This window comes from Thermogemmatispora carboxidivorans, assembly GCF_000702505.1.
In the GTDB taxonomy this organism is placed as follows: domain Bacteria; phylum Chloroflexota; class Ktedonobacteria; order Ktedonobacterales; family Ktedonobacteraceae; genus Thermogemmatispora; species Thermogemmatispora carboxidivorans.
Map to the genome: position 1 here is coordinate 4,036,365 of NZ_JNIM01000001.1, position 17,193 is coordinate 4,053,557.

Below are 17,193 nucleotides of genomic sequence, written 5' to 3' on the forward strand. Positions count from 1 at the left end.
CTCCTCCTGCCTAGCTGCTCCCTTGACAGCGTTGAGCACAGAAAGCTATATCTCTCATTGAGTATCTTTCATCTTAAGTAGTCACTCACATTCAAGATAATCCATAGTTCGCTGAAAATTTTCAGCAAGGGAAATGAGACTGAAAATTTTCAAGCAGGGAACACAGGAAAGTGAGCGTGGTACCCTTCTCCCCTTCTAGGAGAAGCGAGGCCGCCTCACTCAACGTGGCCCGCGAGAGAGCGAACCACACAGGCAGTCGTTGCTTTGGCTGCTCAAGGAGGAAAAGCCATGTCTAGCAATCAGCCGGCAAGGAGAGCCGGCAGGCTCCTTGTTGGTGTCCTACTGCTGACGAGCCTCGCCGTCAGCGCCGCCCTCCCTCTCTCAACGCACACGGCCTACGCCGCCTCAACGATTAGCGTGAACGGGGCGACGCGCTATCAGACGATCGATGGCTTCGGCTTCTCCGGCGCCTTTGGTCCCGCCCAGGAGCTGGAGCAGTCTCCCAGCAGCACCCAACGTCAAATTCTGGATCTGCTCTTCAGTACCAGCAGCGGAGCCGGCTTCTCGATCCTGCGCAACTTGCTGCCCTCGGACCAGGCCCACACCATTGAACCCACCAGCCCCGGCAGTCCAAATGCCACACCAACCTACGTCTGGGACCACGATAGCTGGGGCCAGGTCTGGCTTTCCAAGCAGGCCCAGAGCTACGGCGTCACGCAGTTCTACGGCGACGCCTGGAGCGCCCCCGGCTTCATGAAGACCAACGGCAATGAGACCAACGGCGGCGCTCTCTGCGGCTCACCTGGCGCCAGCTGCAGCAGCGGCGACTGGCGCCAGGCCTACGCCAACTACCTGCTACAGTACTACCGCGACTACCTCAGCGATGGCATCCGCCTCACCCAGATCGGCGCCTTCAACGAGCCAAATCTCTCGACCTACTATTCGAGCATGGTCATGAATCCGACCCAGACCGCCGACTTTGTGGCCATCCTGGGGCCAACGCTGCGCGCGGCAGGCGTAACGCCACAGGTGGTCTGCTGCGACGGCGAGGGCTGGGACAGCGCCCAAAGCTACGCCAACGGCATCCTCGCTAACCCAACGGCCAATAGCTACCTCGACCTCTTCTCCAGCCACGGCTATACCGCTCCCCCGACGACCCCCATCACGGGACTGGGCAGCCGCCATGTCTGGCAAACGGAATGGGCCAAGTTCGATACGGCAGACTATAGTTGGGATGACGGCAGCGATGGCTCCGGCTTCTACTGGGCCCAGCAGATCTACACGGGCCTGACCGCCGCCAATCTGAACGCCTTCTTCTATTGGTGGGGCGTCAACTTCAACGCCAGCGATAATGGCTATCTGATTAATGTGGTCAACGGCAGCGTGACCCCGGCCAAACGCCTGTGGAGCTTCGCCAACTATAGCCGCTTTGTGCGCCCCGGCGCAACCCGCATCGGCGCTACCAGCAGCGATACGACGCTGGAGGTGACGGCTTTTCTCAATACCAATGGGACGCTGGCCATCGTGGTCCTCAATACCTCTTCCAACGCTGTGCCAGTGACGCTCTCGCTGCAGGGCCTCTCTCTGCCCGCCAGCACCAGCGCGGTCCCTTATGTGACCGATGCTACTCATAATACAGAGGCCCAGGCTCCGCTAAGCGTGCAGAATAACAGCTTCAGCACCACGATCGCCGCTCGCCAACTGGTGACCTACGTGATCGCTGGCAACTCCTCGGCAACGCCTACGCCCGCGCCTTCTCCAACAGTGGAACCCTCACCTGCTCCTTCGCCTACCGCAACACCAACAGCGACCGCGGCCCCCACTCCAACGCCAACGCCTTCCCCAACCCCGGGAGCGGGCGCCAGCTGTACGATCCATTATGCGGTCAACGCGCAGTGGCCCGGTGGCTTCAGTGCCCTGGTCCAGATTACCAATACGGGGACGACCCCGATCAACGGCTGGCAGCTTCAATTTACCTTCCCCAACGGGCAAACGGTGACCCAGGGCTGGAACGGCTCCTTCAGTCAGAGCGGCAGCACGGTCACAGTGACCAATCTCTCGTATAACGCCATGATCCCAGTGGGCACCACGCTGGGCGCCTCGCCCGGCTTTAACGGGACCTGGAACGGCAGCAATAACCCGCCCACAGGGTTCAGGCTGAACGGCCTCAACTGCGCCACTACCTAGCTCAGACGGCCCTCGCCCAAGGTTGGGCAGCAGGCCATCGTCGGACTGGCCCCTCTCCGATGAGGTCTTGAGCGAGGCCAGATGAGTCCTCTCCTCTTCCTCTCTGCGATGGCAGAGAGGAAGAGAGCAAGGTCTCGCTCTATCCTGAGCCAGCTTCTTGCTGCAATGCCCAGGACAGCGCTGGCCTGTTCGCAGGGACGCCCGGCGCGTCACCCTCCTGACCGATCTTCGCTCCTCTACCCAGACGCGCTGCCGCTCCCATTGCCCTGGTCTCACGCTTTCTGCTATCATAGAAACAGTTGTGTTTTTCGATCTCCTCACGTTCGATGGGCTGTGCTCGCGCGATCACTCGCTGATACGCCTGACGCCCAGCAGGATGTCTCGCGCATGTTCTTGAAGGGAGGCTCTCGTGAAACAGGCATTCACCGGGCGCTTGGCCGCCGGCCTCAGCCTGATCATCGTCGCCATTGTGCTGCCGCTTGTGCTCTGGTTCGCTGCCGGGGGACGAGCGCTCATCGTCGGTTCCACTGGTAGCTTGCTCGCTCTGATCTTCGGCATCTTGCTGCTCGTCGGCGTCTTTCCACCGCGCTCCAGGAGCTGAAGCGAATCAGGGAGAGCCTGGCCAGCTCGCTCCCTGACTATCTTCATCAAGGAGCGCTCGCGAAACTACCCGCATTGGGTCCGGGCAGGCATCTCCTTGCTGAGAGAAACGTCACCTGCTGACATCCTATGAGTGAAGGAAGCAGTCCAATGGCACTCGCTCCGATTCCGGTACCCTACGAAGACCGGGAAGCTTTCATCCTGGGAGATTGCTTTGAGCAGGAGCTGGTCAGGCGCGGCTGGCAATTGCAGCAGGCACGCCGGCCCTATACTGATCCCCTGGTGCTTCGGCAGCCCTGGCTGCGTTGTCCCAATGGCAGCCAGTACAGCGAGCGCGCCCTGTATCGCTCTTTGCTGGCTACCTCTGCTCGTCGTGCCCTGCGCCACCTGCTGGAGCGTCTTCCTTGCCTCTATGGTGATCTCCTCGCAGCCAGTCCTGGTGAGCTGCCCAATGATCGCCTGCTGCAGCTGCTCATCGACCAGGAGCTGCTACTCCGAGAGGGAGCCACTATCAAAGCGGGCCCTGCCCTGGAGCGCCTTCACAATTTGGGCCATACGCTAGAGTGGCTGGTCGCTGAGTGGCTGCGGCTCTACTGCGTGGAACACTACGATCGCCTCGTGCCGGTGCGTCACGGCGTGAGCCTGGCCTCCCCAGCCATCCCGGGCGATCTGGATGTCCTGGCCTTTCTCGATGAGGGCCCCCTGCTGATCGAGTGCAAGTCACGGAGCAAAGCGATCGAGGAGGGCCACTTTATGCGCTTTGTGGCACGAGTCCACCTGCTCCGCCCCTTCGCCTCCATCTTCCTCGTCGATATTGAAAATCCGCTTCCGCAGCAGCGTCTCAGTCAGTACGCGCGCGCCCTGCAGCAGCGAGGGTCTGCCCCTCCGCACGGTTCAGGTGGCTTTTACTTCACCACCGAGCGCATCTATCTGGTGAATACCTCGCTGAGCTTCGCTCAGCGCCTACAGGAGGTGCTGGAGGACGCCCGCCGCCGCCAGCCCAGGTCAGCACTGGTACAACGCTGAGGGACCCACGTCCGCCTGGCCTGCTCCGCTATCAGTCAGCACCTGCGCTCTAAGCACTCCTCTCCCGATATACCTTGCTCCTCCTCCCTCTTTCCCCTTCCTTGCTCTTCTTACCCGGGCTAACATGCTTTTGCCCTTTCCATAGAGATCTCTACCTATCTAGCTACCCTACCCATCTGGGCCATGCCGGCGGCGCCCCTCGCCAATTCGGCATCAGCGAAGCACAGGAGAAAGTAGAGGCGTATCAGACATCTTGGCTGATGTCTGTATCACGCCACTCAGGGGTGGAAAGGGCCTGGCATAGGGATTTCACCTTTTCAAACAAGGAGCGAATAATGCACAAGATTGTTGATAACGCTCCTGAACACATCACTCAGCGGGTCACGGATGGGCAGAGGATTGGCCTGCAGATGCCGCTGACTGGCTCTGCTCGCTTGCTATCCGCGCCAGAGTGCGGAGGAGCCAGCGAGGCCGCCATGACAGGGATGCGTGGTAACGAGCGCGGACGGGAGCTTCTTCCTGAAGTGGTCGTAGGGGGCGTTCTACTGTTTCCCTACCTTCCTCCATTTTTTGAGGTCTGTCAAGTCGTAGATGAGGAGTTCGGTACCCAATGGAGCAGGACGATCTTTCTCAAGGGATTGAAGCGGAGCTAGTCAGCCTGCACCCTGCCCTGGAGCGCTTTTTCAGGCGGCAGCTGCACGACTCCTCAGAGGTCGAAGATTGCGTGGACGAGACCTACGCCCGTGCCTATCAGAGTCTACGTCAGCGAGCCTTGCCTCTTTACCATCCTCGCGGCTGGCTGTTTAAGATCGCATGGCGCGTCCTGGCCCAGCACCGTGCCGAGGAGCAGAAGCACCGGCGCACGGGGCAGATCCACTATTACTCGACAGCCGACGGCGAGCTGCGCTCAGAGATCGATGATCTGGCCGATGACGCTGAACAGCAGCCGGAGGCCCTGGTAGAGCGGCGTGATCAGGTTCGTCTGCTCGCTCTCAGTCTTGAGGCCTTGCCTCGCTATGAACAGACGGCGGTGATGTTACATTTCTCGGGCCAGTCGGCGCGTGAGATCTCCGCCCAGACAGGCCGTCCTCGGAGGACGGTCAACGACGACATTCGTCGAGGGATCAGCCGCTTACGCCGTCTGGTTCACAACATCGACTGAGGTTCCTATGAGTTGCTCTTGTCTTGATGATGAGCCAAGACCGAACAGCGCTCACACTCGCTCGCCCCAACGGGCGGCCAGCGCTCATGCCAAGGTAGCGCCAGCCGCAGCGGAAACGAGCGCGGAGAGAGAGAGGCATCTTTGAGCAATACAGCAGGGGAGGATTCGCTTCATGCATCAGAACAGCGCTGAACCTTGCACGGGGCCGCTGCGAGCCAGGGAGCTGCCCCCTCAGCCTCACGAGAGCTGGCAACGCTCGCTCTCCCCGGTACGTCAGTCGGCGCTCCATCCGCTCCATCTGGTGCCCACCAGCGGAGAGGATCAAACCCTGAACGTTGACACCGAGGCCCATCCCGTTCAGGCTCCCCCTAAAGGCGGAGCAGCGGCGGGCGAGGAAGATGATCAAGGCAACCGGGAAGCGGAGATACCCCCCGGAGAAGCCCCCCGGCTCCGCCCCTTGCCAGGTGACGGCGAAGTCCTTGTGAGCCAGCTGGCCCAAGCTCTGGAGCAACGGACCAGCTTGCCACAGGACCCGCTTCTGTCGGCTCTGGCACACTCTTCCTGGCGCGTACGCGCTGAGGCGGTGCGCCTGCTCGGCTTGAGCGGCCAGCCTCTGATAGAGCTGCTACTCAGGACCCTCGGGCAAGAAACCCATGAGACGGTGCGCGAGGCCATCGTCTGGTCGCTGGGGCGCTTGATCCCCGCCTTCCTGGCCGACGAGCAGTTACGCCGCGCCTGGCTGGTCCGCCTGCGGACAACCTTGATCACCCTGTTGCAGGCTGACGATTGCTGGCTGGTGCGCGAGGCCGCTGCCTGGGCCTTGGGACGCTTAGGCTGGGCCGCTCCCCTGGAGGCGCTGCGTCAGGCACTGCTGAGCGACAGCGATGAGGAGGTCTGCGCCGCAGCAGCCCAGGCCCTGGCCTTGTCAGGCAAGCGCCTGGCGCGGGCCTACCTGTTGGAAGCCCTGGAGAGGATCGAGCGACCTTTTTTGCAGGAGGCGATCCGTGAGGCCTTGGCGGAATTCGACGAGGCCCTGGCTCGCACAGAAGCCCAGGCCCAGCAAGCCCGCCGGTCGAGCTCGCCACTGCGTCAGACGTTGCTAACTCTGCGCGATTTCCTGGAGGATCGCCGCGGCACTTTGCTAGAGCCACGCCTCCTGCTAACAGAACAAGGGCCGGTTCTGGTACTATGGTGCACCTATCAGGCGAAGGAGCGGCGACTACAGGAGGTGCTCGAAGCTCTGCCCCAGGATCTGTGGAGGCAGGCTTCGATCGCACCACTCGAGGCAACGCAACGATCAGGCGATCGGGTGCTGCGCCTGCTCGGTCGACGGCTGGCCCAACACTGCCAGCAGTCTTCCTGTCAGGAGGTCCTGATGCTCTCGACGACCATCTGTCGCCAGGCTCAGGCTCAGACTGAGTCGCTTCTGCCAGAGCAGGGCTGTACCTGCCTGCGCGTCATCATCATTGGGGTCAGCGAGTTACAGGTGGACGGCGACAAGCCGCCCGTGTTGCGCGAGCTGGCCCTGGCCTGGCAGGCAACGACCCAGGAGGCACCGCTCTGCGAGCAGGACCCGTGTGATCTGCGCCTCTGGTACCAGCCTTGCTGCGGTTGGGCCAGCCAGGGCTAGGCAGAGGTGGCCAGACCAGCTCAGACAGCACTCTTCTCTTGGCTGCGCTAGCGCCTCCTGCTACTTTGACTGCTGTCTCAGCTTCATCCTCAGACAGCCAGTTGCTGCTCAGGGATGAGGTTGAGATGGCTCCAGCGGCTGCTCGGGATCAGCAGAGCGACGCCGACGGCCAGATCCCCGAACATGGCGCCGGGGCGGCTGCACTTGCTCCGTATGCTCCCGCTCGAAGAGCCAGAGGTCGCTCAGGCGCCAGAGGCGGTAGTGAACATAGCTTTCTCCCAGACAGAGCGCTTCGGCCCAGAGGAGGATCAACAAGGGCAGCAGCCAGAGCGCTGGGGCCATCAGTGCTCTCCATTGCCAGCTCAGCCAGCCCAGGACTATGATGAGCAGCGCCACCAGGATGGCCCCGCTGGCCGCCAGCAGAAAGGAGCGCCGATGACGACGCCGCACCACCAGGAGGCCAACGGTTAGCATGCGCTTGAACCGCCCACGCGCGTGCTCCAGCATATCTCTCCACTTGCTCCAACGAGTGGATAGGCTCAAAACCAGCGGCAACATGATCACGAAGGCCACCAGCAGCAGAACCAGTAAGAGCAGTATCCCTTTGAACAAGGCTAGCATTGCTCTCTTCTTTCACTCATTCACCTGATCAGCAGGCAAGAGAGACACCGGTATCCTCCGGCGAAGGCCCGCACTGAGAGGCGGCTTTAGTGCCAATGGGCCAACAGCTCGCCGAGGAAGGTAGCCAGCGTTTCGAGTATGCCGCCAGCCACCTCTTCGCCCAGGAGGCTACGCCGCTGGGGCGGCGGACCACTCTGCTCTTGTCCGAGCAGGAGGATGTAGGGGCTGAGCGTTATCAGCAGCGGCAGCTCGGGCAGGTCTTCGGTGGCTGGAAAGAGCTGAAGCTGGCAGTGTTTCAGATGGGCAGTAGGACGCTGCCGGGCCCGCATATGTACGCGCAAGAGGGCTGGTCCTGCTTCTTGCTGGGCCGAGGGAGCCAGCTGACAGGTGCAGCTGGCAAGCGGGACCTCGCGCCGCCAGACCCAGCAGTAGCGGCGCCCATCGGCTAGCAGCAGGCACAGCTCCGGGAAATGGCTCTCGCTATCAAGCCAGGCCAGCGGCTGGGCGTTTGCAGCCCTATCGCCGTCAGGGCCAGGGTAGATCTTGACTGCAGGATCAAAGAGCTGCTGGCCCACAAAGAGCCAGCTCTCGCTTCCGCAGGTCGCCAGGATCTGCGTCGGCTTTTGCCGATCCCGCTCAAAGGTGGCCAGTTCGACGCTCCCTCGGCGCAGGACCAGGTAGCTCCGGCTACGCTCAGGCTGTACCCACAGGAGCGGCTGCTCACTGCTATCGCTGGATGCAGGCATCTGGTTTCCTCCATTGTTGGATGGTGTCGGCTCGCTTGCTCTCCTGTAGAGAGGAGTTGACGCTCTTCAAGCGGGAGCGCGCTAGCGAATCAGTGCTAACAGACGCGAGAACATAGGTCTGAAGAGCGCACGCAGGTGCTTGTCCGAAGCGGCCGGCTGCTGCCGCAAGGTCTGCAGCTCTTCATAGCGCTCGCTCGCTTCGTCGAGGCGGCCTAGAAGGGCCAGCAGGAGAACCTGACCACAGCGAGGTACCGGATCGCCGGGCATCAGCAGAGCCAGGCGCTCATAAACGGCGAGGGCTTCCTCTCCCCGGCCCAGACCGCTCAAGAGAAGCGCCTGCTGATAGAGGGCCTGGCGATCGTCAGGGCGGCGCCGCAGCCGTTGTTCGCAAGCAGCCAGCTCCTTTTCGGCCCGCTGGCGGAGGATCGGCTGCTGCTCCGTCTCCCGTGGGAGCAGCGATGAGGAAGAGGAGGCAGTCCGCCAGTGGAGGCGCAGCGCCTGCAGCAGGGTTCCCAGGGCCTCGCTATAGCGCCCCAGCTCTGCCAGCACACAGCTCTCCTGCAGGACTACCCTGGTGTTCTCGGGCTGGAGCTGGCGGGCGTACTCATAGGCGGCCAGCGCCTCGCGATAGCGCAAGAGCGTGGCCAGGACACCGGCCTTGTTGGAGGCCGCCCACCGATGGCCTGGATCAAGTCGCAGGGCCTCCTCAAAGACCGCCAGGGCCTCCCTATAGCGGCCCAGCGACGCTAAAGCGGCCCCTTTGCCATTGAGAGCGGCCACATAGTCCGGTCTGAGTCGCAGGGCCTCCTCATAGGCTACCAGCGCTTCCCTATAGCGGCCCAGCGACGCTAAAGCGGCCCCTTTGCCATTGAGGGCGGCCACATAGTCCGGTCTGAGTCGCAGGGCCTCCTCATAGGCTACCAGCGCCTCCCTATAGCGCTTCAGTTGGTGCAGGACATAGCCCTTGTGCACCCAGGCATGGGCATAGCTCGGGTTCCGACGCAGGGCTTCCTCATAGGCCGCCAGGGCTTCCTGATAGTGTTGCAGCCGCTCCAGAGCCAGGCCGTAATAGTAGTGGGAGTCGGCCAGGTCCGGCCAGCGGTGCTGGGCGTGCGCAGCAAGCTGCAAGCCTTCCTCAAGGCGCCTCAGCGCGAGCAACAACTCACACTTGAAGAAAGAAAAGCTGGCCTCTTTCCCACTATCGAGACGCCCGGCCTCACTGCACACAGCCAGGGCCTCTTCGCAGGCAGCCAGGGCCTCTTCGTCACGTGCCAGGTGCCATAAAGCCCCTACCCGTACATACCATAACTCAGCATCTTCACGATCGCGCTGCAGCCCCTGGTCCACCGCCTGCAGCGCCTCCTCGGCGCGCTGCAATTTCAGGAGCACCAGAGCTTTTTCGAGCCAGGGAGCGCTTTCCGGCTCAAGCTCGCAGGCCCGCTCATAGGCGGTCAGGGCCTCCTCATCGCGCTCCAGGTGCTCCAATACATCGCCCTTCCTCGCCCAGGCCCAGGCATCTTCAGGGTCCAGCCGCAGCGCCTCCTCAAGAGCCTCCAGCGCCTCTTCGTAGCGTTCTAATGTTACCAGAGCTTGCGCGCGATCATGCCACAATAGCACATTGACATCCTCTTGGTCAAGTACTAGCCCCTGCTCTACCGCCTGGAGAGCCTCCTCGGCACGCTCGAGCTTCAGCAAGATATGGGCCTTCAGATGCCAGAAGCCAGCGGTGTCTGGCTGCAACTGGAGAGCTTGCTCGCAGGCGGTCAGGGCCTCCTCATAACGCTCTCGCGCCTCGTATACCTCGCTCTTGCCACTCCAGGCCCAAGCGTGCGCGGGGTCAAGGCGCAGGGCTTCCTCATAGGCCGCCAGGGCTTCCTCGTAGCGTTCCAGCTCTTGCAAGGCCCAGCCGCGCGCCCGGTGCAGATCGGGATCAGCGCCATCAAGGAGCAATCCTTGATCAGCCGCCTGCAGGGCTTCCTCAGCTCTCCACAGAGCCAACAGCGTTATCGCCTTTCCCCAGAAGAGCAATCCCTGGCTGCAGCTGAAGGGCGTGCTCAAAGGCCGTCAGCGCCTCTTCATAGCGCTCCAAAGCATGCAGCGCCCTCCCTTTGCCTTGCCAGGAGAAGAGATCTGTTGGAGAGAGATCCAGGGCCTGGTCATAAGCCGCCAGCGCCTCTTCATAGCGCTCCAAAGCTAGCAGCGCCTCTCCGCGGTTCTTCCACAACCAGAGATCTTCCTTATCGATGCGCAAGCCTTGATCGCAGGCCTCCAGCGCCTCGCTATATTGCTCCAGTTGCAGCAAGCAGTCGCCCTTTGACGCCCAGGCAGCAACATTCATGGGATCAAGCCGCAGGGCCACCTCATAGGCTGCCAGCGCTTCAGCTCTTCGCTCGAGTGCCTCCAGGACGTAGCCTTTCCTTAACCAGCTCTCCGCCTCACGGGGATTCCTCTGCAATAGCTCTTCATAAAGAGTTAGAGCCTGATCATAGGCGGCTAGAGCCTTGTCACTGTTGTCCAGCCTGCTGAGAGTCACTCCTAGGTAATAGGAGCATTTGGCCTGACGCTCCATACTCTCCGGTAGCATCCGGCTCAATCTCTCAAAGATTGTCAGCGCCTCTTCAGAGCGCTCCAGCACGTTCAGTGCTCTTCCTTTCAACAACCAGAGATCCCAGGCCGCTTCCTCACTCTGGTTGCTCAGCTTCAGAGCCTGCTCTGCCACCTCCAGAGCTTCCTTGGAGTGGCCCTTCCTCATCCAACGCTCTCCCTGCTCCAGATAGCGCTGCCAGCTCGGCGGCTCTTCCTCCTGCCCCGCTGTCTCAGTACTCTTCATATTCTTCATTTGTCCTTTTCCTTTCTTCTCAAGAGAAGAGATCATGAGATTTAAGTCAATCAATGCAATAATCAAAAGCTGTCACGCCTGGGCGTGATCAGTCCTCGGTGTGTCACTAGCGTCAGCCGAGCCTGTGTCCGTATCTGCTGACCGTCCGTCAAGCTTCCCCAGTCATTTGCAAGCTATCCAGCTAAGCCAGAGAGCCGGAGGGAGCTGAACTTGCCTGCGGGCCTTTCCCGTCGCTGGCGCTCATCTACAGGGGAGAGGAGGTCGCGGGCAGCGCTCTGCTCTCCCCTGGATGGCTCCTTGTTCAGTTGGTCAGCGCCGGCTGCCAGTCTTCTCCCTCGTTCAGGGGCAGCGGTAGCACTATCTTCCATTCCTCCTGCCCGCTCTCCTTGGCCAGGGCATGCAGGACAAATCGTTCTAATCCACCCGATGCTGTTCTAAACAGATAGATCTCGCTCTTTCCCACTATCAGACGGCTCGGACGCAGCCCCCGCTCTTGACTGGTGACTGGCAGAAACTGCCAGAGCACTCGTCCGCTTTGCCCATCCAGTGCCGTCAACTGTCCTCGCGCATCCAGCAGATAGAGCACCTTTCCCTCTAACACCCCTTGCACCGGCGCCAAATCGAACTCGAAGTCGCCTGGCAATTCAACCGACCAGCCCTCCTCTCCATCCTCCAGCCGCAGCGCGCTCACCTGCAGCTTTTGCTCCTGCTCCACATCCTTTGCGACATAGAGCCAGCCCTGCCCCGCAGCAAGTAGCCGATATTCGAAAGCAAGCCATCGTGATCCGCTCGCTTGCCACAGCTGTCGCCCGTCGTTAGCGTCTATTGCGATAACCCCCTGTGACAGATCCAGGCAAAGCACCCCATTTCCCAGCACCATAGCTATCGGTTGTTGATCACGCCCTTCTGGAAAGCTCCTTTGCCAGCGCGGCTGCCCCGTGCGTGCGTCCAGAGCCACCACCAGAGCAGATCTCTCTGGCACTGTCAGTAAATCATCTCCTACGACATAGACCATCCCCTCTCCCACCAGAGGCATCAGTTCGACCCCTGTCGTTGTTCGGTTGGCCTCCTTCTGAGGGAGCTGATAGCTCCAGCGGCTCTGCCCATCGTTCGCTGCCAGTGCCTCTACCAGCTTCACATCCCTCCGATAGACCAGCCCGGCTGCCTTGTCGACCGCTGGCACTCCCCAGCCGTCATCAAGAGAGTCTAAATCCTCCGCCCCCCAGCGAACCGTTCCGTCCTGAGCGTTCAGGACCAGCAGATAGCCATCCGCGGTATTGGCGTACAGATTCTGTCCGTCACGAGTGATTGTCATAAACCCTAACAGGTCGCTGTAAGAAGTGTCTTTCGAGCGCAGCAGTCGGCACCAGCGCGGGCGCCCACTGCCGGTATCCAGCGCATAGAGCCATGTACTCAGCCCTACATAGAGCGTGGTCTCTGCTGGCTCGTTCCTACCAGCAGGCTGGCTGAGCCTGCTGACCTGCACCTGCGACTGAGCCGCCGGGCAGGGCACCGTCTCCATCTGCACGGGCGGCGGCATCTGGCAACCCAGTAGACTCACCAGCAGCCAGACACACCCGAAGAACAGCTTCCACGAGGCGCGTGCAAACTTCTGCCATCGCTTGCTCACGAGCGCACACTCCGTCTATTCTGACCTTGACCCCTCTAAAGACAAAGACGCAACTTTGCCTCAAGCTTCCAGTCATGAGATCTACACGCTGCACCTATCGAGTACGATAATGTTCTTTTGTTCCCAGGAAGAGGGAGGGGCCAGAGGCGCGCTCTCCTCCCCCGTGTTCTCCTGCTCTCAGCCCGCCAGGACCGGTATCGGCCAGCCCTGGCCTACGGGCAACGGTAGCGCCACATTCCACTTCTCCTGGCCGTTCTCCTTTGCCAGGGCATGCAGGACAAAATGTTCCTCTTCGCCAGGGAGTGCCAGAAACACATAGACGTTGCTCCCCCCCACTACCAGGCGGCTCGGGATGCTTCCCCCATTACGGCGGCTTGCTAGTTGCTTCTGCCAGAGTATTCGCCCGTTCTGCCCATCCAGCGCCGTCACCCATCCCTGTCCATCAACCAGATAGAGCATCTTCCCGTCTATTCCCCCTTGCAACGGCGCAGCTACACGGTCAAACCCTCCCGTCAGTTCAACCGACCAGCCCTCCCGTCCATCCAGCAGCCGCAGTACGCTCACCCGTATCTTCCCTGTCTGCCTGGCCTTCTCCACCAGATAGAGCCAGCCCTGGCCTATTGCCAGTGGCTGGTAATCCAGATCCCAATCTCGCCATTGCGCACGGCTCACTTGCCACAGTCGTCGCCCATCGCTGGCCCTTATCCCAAGGATCTGGCCTTCGTAGTCCAAACAAAGCACTCCATTCCCCAGTAGCATCGCCCGTGGCTGCTGATCAGGGAGAAACCCTTCAGGGATGCCCAATTGCCAGCGCAATCGCCCTGTGCGCGCATCGAGTCCTATCACTTCCGGCCCTCCCCCCTGCGGTGCCGATAACCTACCACCCACGACATAGACCATTCCCCCAGCCGCCACCGGCATGAGATAAACGCTGGCATTCCCTGGGAACGCATAGCTCCATCGCCCTCGCCCAGTGTTCATGTCTAGCGCCTCTACCCTCTTCAGAGCGACCCGATAGACCTGTCCGACCGTCTCGTCCACGGCTGGCACCATCCAGGATTCCCCGCTGAAAGCCATCAATTTCATCTCTGCTTGCCAGCGAATTTCCCCATTCTGCGCCTTCAGTGCCAGCAGATAGCCATCGGCGGTATTAGCGTAGAGCGCCTGCCCACCACGCGCGATCGGCTCGAAACCTGAGAGGGCATAGAGAGGAGTGCTTTTCCAGCGCAGCAGTCGGCACCAGCGCGGGCGCCCACTGCCGGTATCCAGCGCATAGAGCCATGTACTCAGCCCTACATAGAGCGTGCTCATTGCTGGCTCGTTCCCACCAGCAGGCTCAGCCAGCCTGCTGACCTGCACCTGCGACTGAGCCGCAGGGCAGGGCACCGTCTCCAGGGACACGCTTGGCGGCGTCTGCTGGCAACCCAGCAGACCCACCAGCAGCCAGACACACCCGAAGAACAGCTTCCAGGAGGGGCGCGCAAACCCGGGCGACTGCCCTTTCATGATCTCAATGCTCCTCCTTTCTCAGCACTATCCTCCGCCGACGCTGACGACGAAAGAGCCAACAGTTTGTTGATGAGGACCTGGGCCTCTTTGACAGAGTGCAGTTCGCTGCGCTGTTTTTCTCCAGATCGCTCATTCATGCTTCCTTCTTTTCCCTGGCTCAGGCTCCCAGCACTGGCACGATCCAATAGCCTCTCTCCCCAAAGGTCATCTCCCACTCTACCTTTCCGCTCGCGCGGTCCACCGCGTGCAGCACATAGGGTCCGTTGGCCTCCACTCCACTCGTGAGAACATAGACCGTATTTCCTTCTACTACTGGCTGACTCATTGGCATCCAGTCATCGCCGGCGTTAGCGGCGATCTGCTGCCTCCAGAGCTTATGCCCGCTGCCTATCTCTAGCGCTTCCAGCCCTCCACCCTCGCCTGTCAGATAGAGCGCCTGTCTGTCCGCCGCCGTCCAGAGGCCCCCCTCTTCCTCAGCGGTCACCTTCCAGAGTACCCGCCCGCTCGCCGCCTCCACCGCCCAGAGCTGCGGATGCTTTCCCGCCTCAATCTGCAGGTAGAAGACGCCTTCCGCTGCACCAACCAGCTTGGAGTAAGACGTTTCCTGCAGCTGTATCTCCCAGAGCAGCTTGCCATCGGTCACGCGTATCCCCAGGAGTCCCTTCCCGTCGATCAGCAGGCCGATCACTCCTTGCTCCGCCTTCAATGGCTCTTGCAGGCGTAAATTTTCTCCCAACGGCCAGAGGTGCTCCCACAAGCGCTTCCCTGTCTGCGCCTCCACTCCCAGTAAGAGAAGGTTCTCAGTATTGGAACCTGCTCCCGTGTAGACCGATACTGCTGCCACTGCCACATTCCCACTGACCTTCGGTAGCAGCCTTGGCAGTACCTGCGACTTCGCTGGCAGCCCCTGGCTGAGATTCTGCTGCCAGCGCATCTTCTCGTCCGTGCTCCCGACGGCATAGAAGCCAATGCTACTATCTACTCCATAGATGAGCTTTCTCTGCTCATCTACCGTTGGCGCCTCCCAATCCTCATTACCAAAGAAGTCATAATTCTCTGCCACCCACCGCACCTGTCCGCTGTCTGCATCGAGAGCCACCAGTCTCCCCTCGTCTGTTCCGCTATAGAGACTGTGACCACTACGCCTCAGTGCCGCAAAGTCGGGGGTTATACTCTCTTCCTCGCTATCCGTATCCACCAGCCGCCGGCACCACAGCACTCTTCCCCGCTGCCCATCAATCGCGTAGAGACGATCGTGATCACCTACGTAGAGCAATGCTTGCCCTTGACCATCAGCGCGAGCCTGCCCTCTGAATAGTACTTGGTCCCCTGTAGCCCCACAGGGAACAGTACTCAGAGGCACAGCACTCGACAGGAGAGACAATGGCTGACAGGCAGAGATCGTTCCTATGAGGAAGACCAGGCTGAACATCAGCAGACTTGCCCACTTCGTTGTGTCGAGCAACAGACGAGACACTTCCTTCCCTCCTTCAATCGGCGAGCCTAAAAGCCGGGGGAGAGAGTGCATCCGACCTCTTGCCAGGACTGCTTTGTCAGGTTCTGAGCTTGCTCATTATGATAGGTGGACAGCCGGCCATCAGGCTGACTGGCTCCCTCGCTGTAGAGAAGAGCGTTAGCACTTTTCTTCCGCAGAGAGCCAGTTTCTCTACCCCCAGCGAGTGCCCACCAGGGCTGATACCACAAGTCTGCAGTCGGACCATAGCCACAGCACAGAGGGCCGCCCCCAATGAGGCAGTCGGCGGTCTCCGCTCCAGGTTCACCAGACTCATCAGGAGCTACCCATTCCCCATTAGCAGCTTCTATCTGCAACGTTCTATTCCTGCTGTCACTTACTCTATAGCAGATATATTGACAATAGTCAATACTATCAACGAGAAGACTCGCCAGCGATCTGTTGTCTTCTGTCCTCTGCTGGAGACCATCGTCCATCTCACACCCCCCTCCCTTTTGCTAACCTTTGCGCAGCTGGACAGGAGGCACCTCCAACTCTTCTCGAAATAGCTCATCTACTGGATTGCCAGCTCTACTAGCTCTCTCTTTCTATACCCCTCAGCACCGTCTCATCGTGTCCTGTCGGCTTGGTCCGCGTCTCCGCGTTGCCTCTCACGGACGCAGACGGGTCCTGCTCCTGCTCACTCCCCTCCACCGTCTCCGCCATCATCAGCTCTCTGCTCTTCTATCTCTTCTTCCTGCTCTTGCTCTGCTGCCTCTTCTTCAGCAAGCTCCCTCAGCCCCTGGCTTACTCTCCAGACCAGCAGGCCTATGGGGTATACCAATGCCGCTATGGGCAGCATCAGCAGCAGCGCTGCCCCCCCCAATTCCACCAGGTTCCCCACCAGCCCCCGCAGACCCTCCTCCTGCACCCCCCTGAGCAGCTCATGGCGCACCTCCGGGCTGACTGCCACCAGCCCAACGACCAGTCCTCCCCAGACCACCACTGCCCCACATCCCACCGCCTGCACCCCCTGCCTCCATCTCCTCTCTGCCCTCGCCTTCTCCCACCCCTTCAACGTTCTCCCCACGGCTGCCGCTCGCTCCTCCAGCAGCTGCTCTAGCTCCTCCTCCCCCTCATAGAGCCTCGGCAGCAGCCACTCCGGCTCTCCCCCTCCTTTCTTAACCACTCGCCAGCCCCACGGCTCCCGCCTGATTTCCCGCACCTGCTCCCAGCGAACCACCCAGGTTCTCCGTACCAACCCCTGCAGCTCTATCCATCCCTCCTCACCGACCACCAGCCTCCGCCGCAAGCCCAGCAGCTCCCCGGCGGAAGCTACCTCGAACCCGGCCAGGAGCGCTGACAGGAAGGCGAGGTCCCCTGGCCCCTTCCGCCACAGGACCAAGACGACCACTCCAATCCCCACTCCTAGCAGTCCCCACCAGCTCACGCGCAACCACCGCCTCGTCCGAAAGGCAGCCAGCGGCCTGCCTAGCTCCAGACGCTCTAGCAACTGCTGATCCTTCACAGCGATGTTCATAGTTTTGCGCATCTCTTACCATTCCTTCCCTTGCAAACACAGGTACTCATCAACTGTCTGGCAAGGACCCTTTAGCTAGCATCTCTCTCCACACCCCTCACGCCCTCATCGCCTAATCGACCGCCGGAGCAGAGGTCACCGCTCTAGCTCCACCAACAAGAGGCTGATGGAGAACACGGCTCTGTTGCCGGCTGCCAACCGCTCCCGGTCGCCCTGCTCTCCTCTCACTCAGGCGGCACGGCAGCCATCC

The 17,193-nt window shown here is 61.0% G+C and carries 14 protein-coding genes; 6 read left to right on the forward strand and 8 right to left on the reverse strand.

The genetic code is table 11. The features are described from left to right. Positions 1 to 288: 288 nt before the first annotated feature. The 6 genes from N688_RS15855 (at position 289) to N688_RS15880 (ending at position 6,605) form a co-directional block, all read left to right on the forward strand. Positions 289 to 2,187 (forward strand): cellulose binding domain-containing protein, encoded by a 1,899-nt coding sequence (locus N688_RS15855; protein ID WP_052890190.1) that lies wholly within the window; start codon positions 289 to 291, stop codon positions 2,185 to 2,187. A 409-nt stretch (positions 2,188 to 2,596) separates the two neighbouring features. Beyond that, positions 2,597 to 2,788 carry a hypothetical protein gene (locus N688_RS15860; protein WP_052890191.1) on the forward strand — a complete coding sequence of 64 codons (192 nt, stop codon included), beginning with the start codon at positions 2,597 to 2,599 and terminating at the stop codon, positions 2,786 to 2,788. Positions 2,789 to 2,937: 149 nt separating this feature from the next. Beyond that, positions 2,938 to 3,813 (forward strand): hypothetical protein, encoded by an 876-nt coding sequence (locus tag N688_RS15865; RefSeq protein ID WP_052890192.1) that lies wholly within the window; start codon positions 2,938 to 2,940, stop codon positions 3,811 to 3,813. 335 nt (positions 3,814 to 4,148) lie between these two features. Next, positions 4,149 to 4,466 carry a hypothetical protein gene (locus tag N688_RS15870; protein WP_052890193.1) on the forward strand — a complete coding sequence of 106 codons (318 nt, stop codon included), beginning with the start codon at positions 4,149 to 4,151 and terminating at the stop codon, positions 4,464 to 4,466. Continuing rightward, positions 4,424 to 4,975, forward strand: a complete 552-nt coding sequence (locus N688_RS15875) for an RNA polymerase sigma factor (protein WP_052890194.1) — start codon at positions 4,424 to 4,426, stop codon at positions 4,973 to 4,975. Before N688_RS15870 ends, N688_RS15875 begins: the two co-directional genes overlap by 43 nt. Before the next feature lie 172 nt (positions 4,976 to 5,147). Continuing rightward, positions 5,148 to 6,605, forward strand: coding sequence for a HEAT repeat domain-containing protein (locus tag N688_RS15880; protein ID WP_052890195.1), 1,458 nt, complete (start codon positions 5,148 to 5,150; stop codon positions 6,603 to 6,605). Positions 6,606 to 6,713: 108 nt separating this feature from the next. On the opposite strand, the gene N688_RS15885 is transcribed toward N688_RS15880, so the two are convergent. The 8 genes from N688_RS15885 to N688_RS15925 form a co-directional block, all read right to left on the reverse strand. Beyond that, positions 6,714 to 7,226, reverse strand: coding sequence for a hypothetical protein (locus N688_RS15885; protein WP_052890196.1), 513 nt, complete (start codon positions 7,224 to 7,226; stop codon positions 6,714 to 6,716). A gap of 86 nt (positions 7,227 to 7,312) precedes the next feature. After that, the gene (locus tag N688_RS15890) at positions 7,313 to 7,972 is read right to left on the reverse strand and encodes a hypothetical protein (RefSeq protein WP_052890197.1); all 660 of its coding nucleotides are present in this window, start codon (positions 7,970 to 7,972) and stop codon (positions 7,313 to 7,315) included. A gap of 81 nt (positions 7,973 to 8,053) precedes the next feature. Then, a complete protein-coding gene (locus tag N688_RS15895; RefSeq protein WP_052890198.1) occupies positions 8,054 to 9,970 on the reverse strand; it encodes a tetratricopeptide repeat protein in 1,917 nt (638 codons plus the stop codon). Further along, positions 9,951 to 10,811, reverse strand: coding sequence for a tetratricopeptide repeat protein (locus tag N688_RS15900; protein WP_052890199.1), 861 nt, complete (start codon positions 10,809 to 10,811; stop codon positions 9,951 to 9,953). Before N688_RS15900 ends, N688_RS15895 begins: the two co-directional genes overlap by 20 nt. Positions 10,812 to 11,112: 301 nt before the next feature. Continuing rightward, the gene (locus N688_RS15905) at positions 11,113 to 12,441 is read right to left on the reverse strand and encodes an outer membrane protein assembly factor BamB family protein (protein WP_052890200.1); all 1,329 of its coding nucleotides are present in this window, start codon (positions 12,439 to 12,441) and stop codon (positions 11,113 to 11,115) included. Between the two features lie 177 nt (positions 12,442 to 12,618). Then, positions 12,619 to 13,947 carry an outer membrane protein assembly factor BamB family protein gene (locus N688_RS15910; protein ID WP_052890201.1) on the reverse strand — a complete coding sequence of 443 codons (1,329 nt, stop codon included), beginning with the start codon at positions 13,945 to 13,947 and terminating at the stop codon, positions 12,619 to 12,621. Between the two features lie 160 nt (positions 13,948 to 14,107). Further along, positions 14,108 to 15,427 (reverse strand): outer membrane protein assembly factor BamB family protein, encoded by a 1,320-nt coding sequence (locus tag N688_RS15915; RefSeq protein WP_052890202.1) that lies wholly within the window; start codon positions 15,425 to 15,427, stop codon positions 14,108 to 14,110. Between the two features lie 676 nt (positions 15,428 to 16,103). Then, the gene (locus N688_RS15925) at positions 16,104 to 16,955 is read right to left on the reverse strand and encodes a hypothetical protein (RefSeq protein ID WP_052890204.1); all 852 of its coding nucleotides are present in this window, start codon (positions 16,953 to 16,955) and stop codon (positions 16,104 to 16,106) included. Between the last annotated feature and the right edge of the window lie 238 nt (positions 16,956 to 17,193).

What these genes read in the sequence shown, in the direction of transcription:
- N688_RS15855 (WP_052890190.1), top strand. Translation starts at nt 289, where the DNA reads ATGTCTAGCAATCAGCCGGCAAGGAGAGCCGGCAGGCTCCTTGTTGGT.
- N688_RS15865 (WP_052890192.1), top strand. Translation starts at nt 2,938, where the DNA reads ATGGCACTCGCTCCGATTCCGGTACCCTACGAAGACCGGGAAGCTTTC.
- N688_RS15870 (WP_052890193.1), top strand. Translation starts at nt 4,149, where the DNA reads ATGCACAAGATTGTTGATAACGCTCCTGAACACATCACTCAGCGGGTC.
- N688_RS15875 (WP_052890194.1), top strand. Translation starts at nt 4,424, where the DNA reads ATGGAGCAGGACGATCTTTCTCAAGGGATTGAAGCGGAGCTAGTCAGC.
- N688_RS15880 (WP_052890195.1), top strand. Translation starts at nt 5,148, where the DNA reads ATGCATCAGAACAGCGCTGAACCTTGCACGGGGCCGCTGCGAGCCAGG.
- N688_RS15885 (WP_052890196.1), bottom strand. Translation starts at nt 7,226, where the DNA reads ATGCTAGCCTTGTTCAAAGGGATACTGCTCTTACTGGTTCTGCTGCTG.
- N688_RS15890 (WP_052890197.1), bottom strand. Translation starts at nt 7,972, where the DNA reads ATGCCTGCATCCAGCGATAGCAGTGAGCAGCCGCTCCTGTGGGTACAG.
- N688_RS15900 (WP_052890199.1), bottom strand. Translation starts at nt 10,811, where the DNA reads ATGAAGAATATGAAGAGTACTGAGACAGCGGGGCAGGAGGAAGAGCCG.
- N688_RS15910 (WP_052890201.1), bottom strand. Translation starts at nt 13,947, where the DNA reads ATGAAAGGGCAGTCGCCCGGGTTTGCGCGCCCCTCCTGGAAGCTGTTC.
- N688_RS15925 (WP_052890204.1), bottom strand. Translation starts at nt 16,955, where the DNA reads ATGCGCAAAACTATGAACATCGCTGTGAAGGATCAGCAGTTGCTAGAG.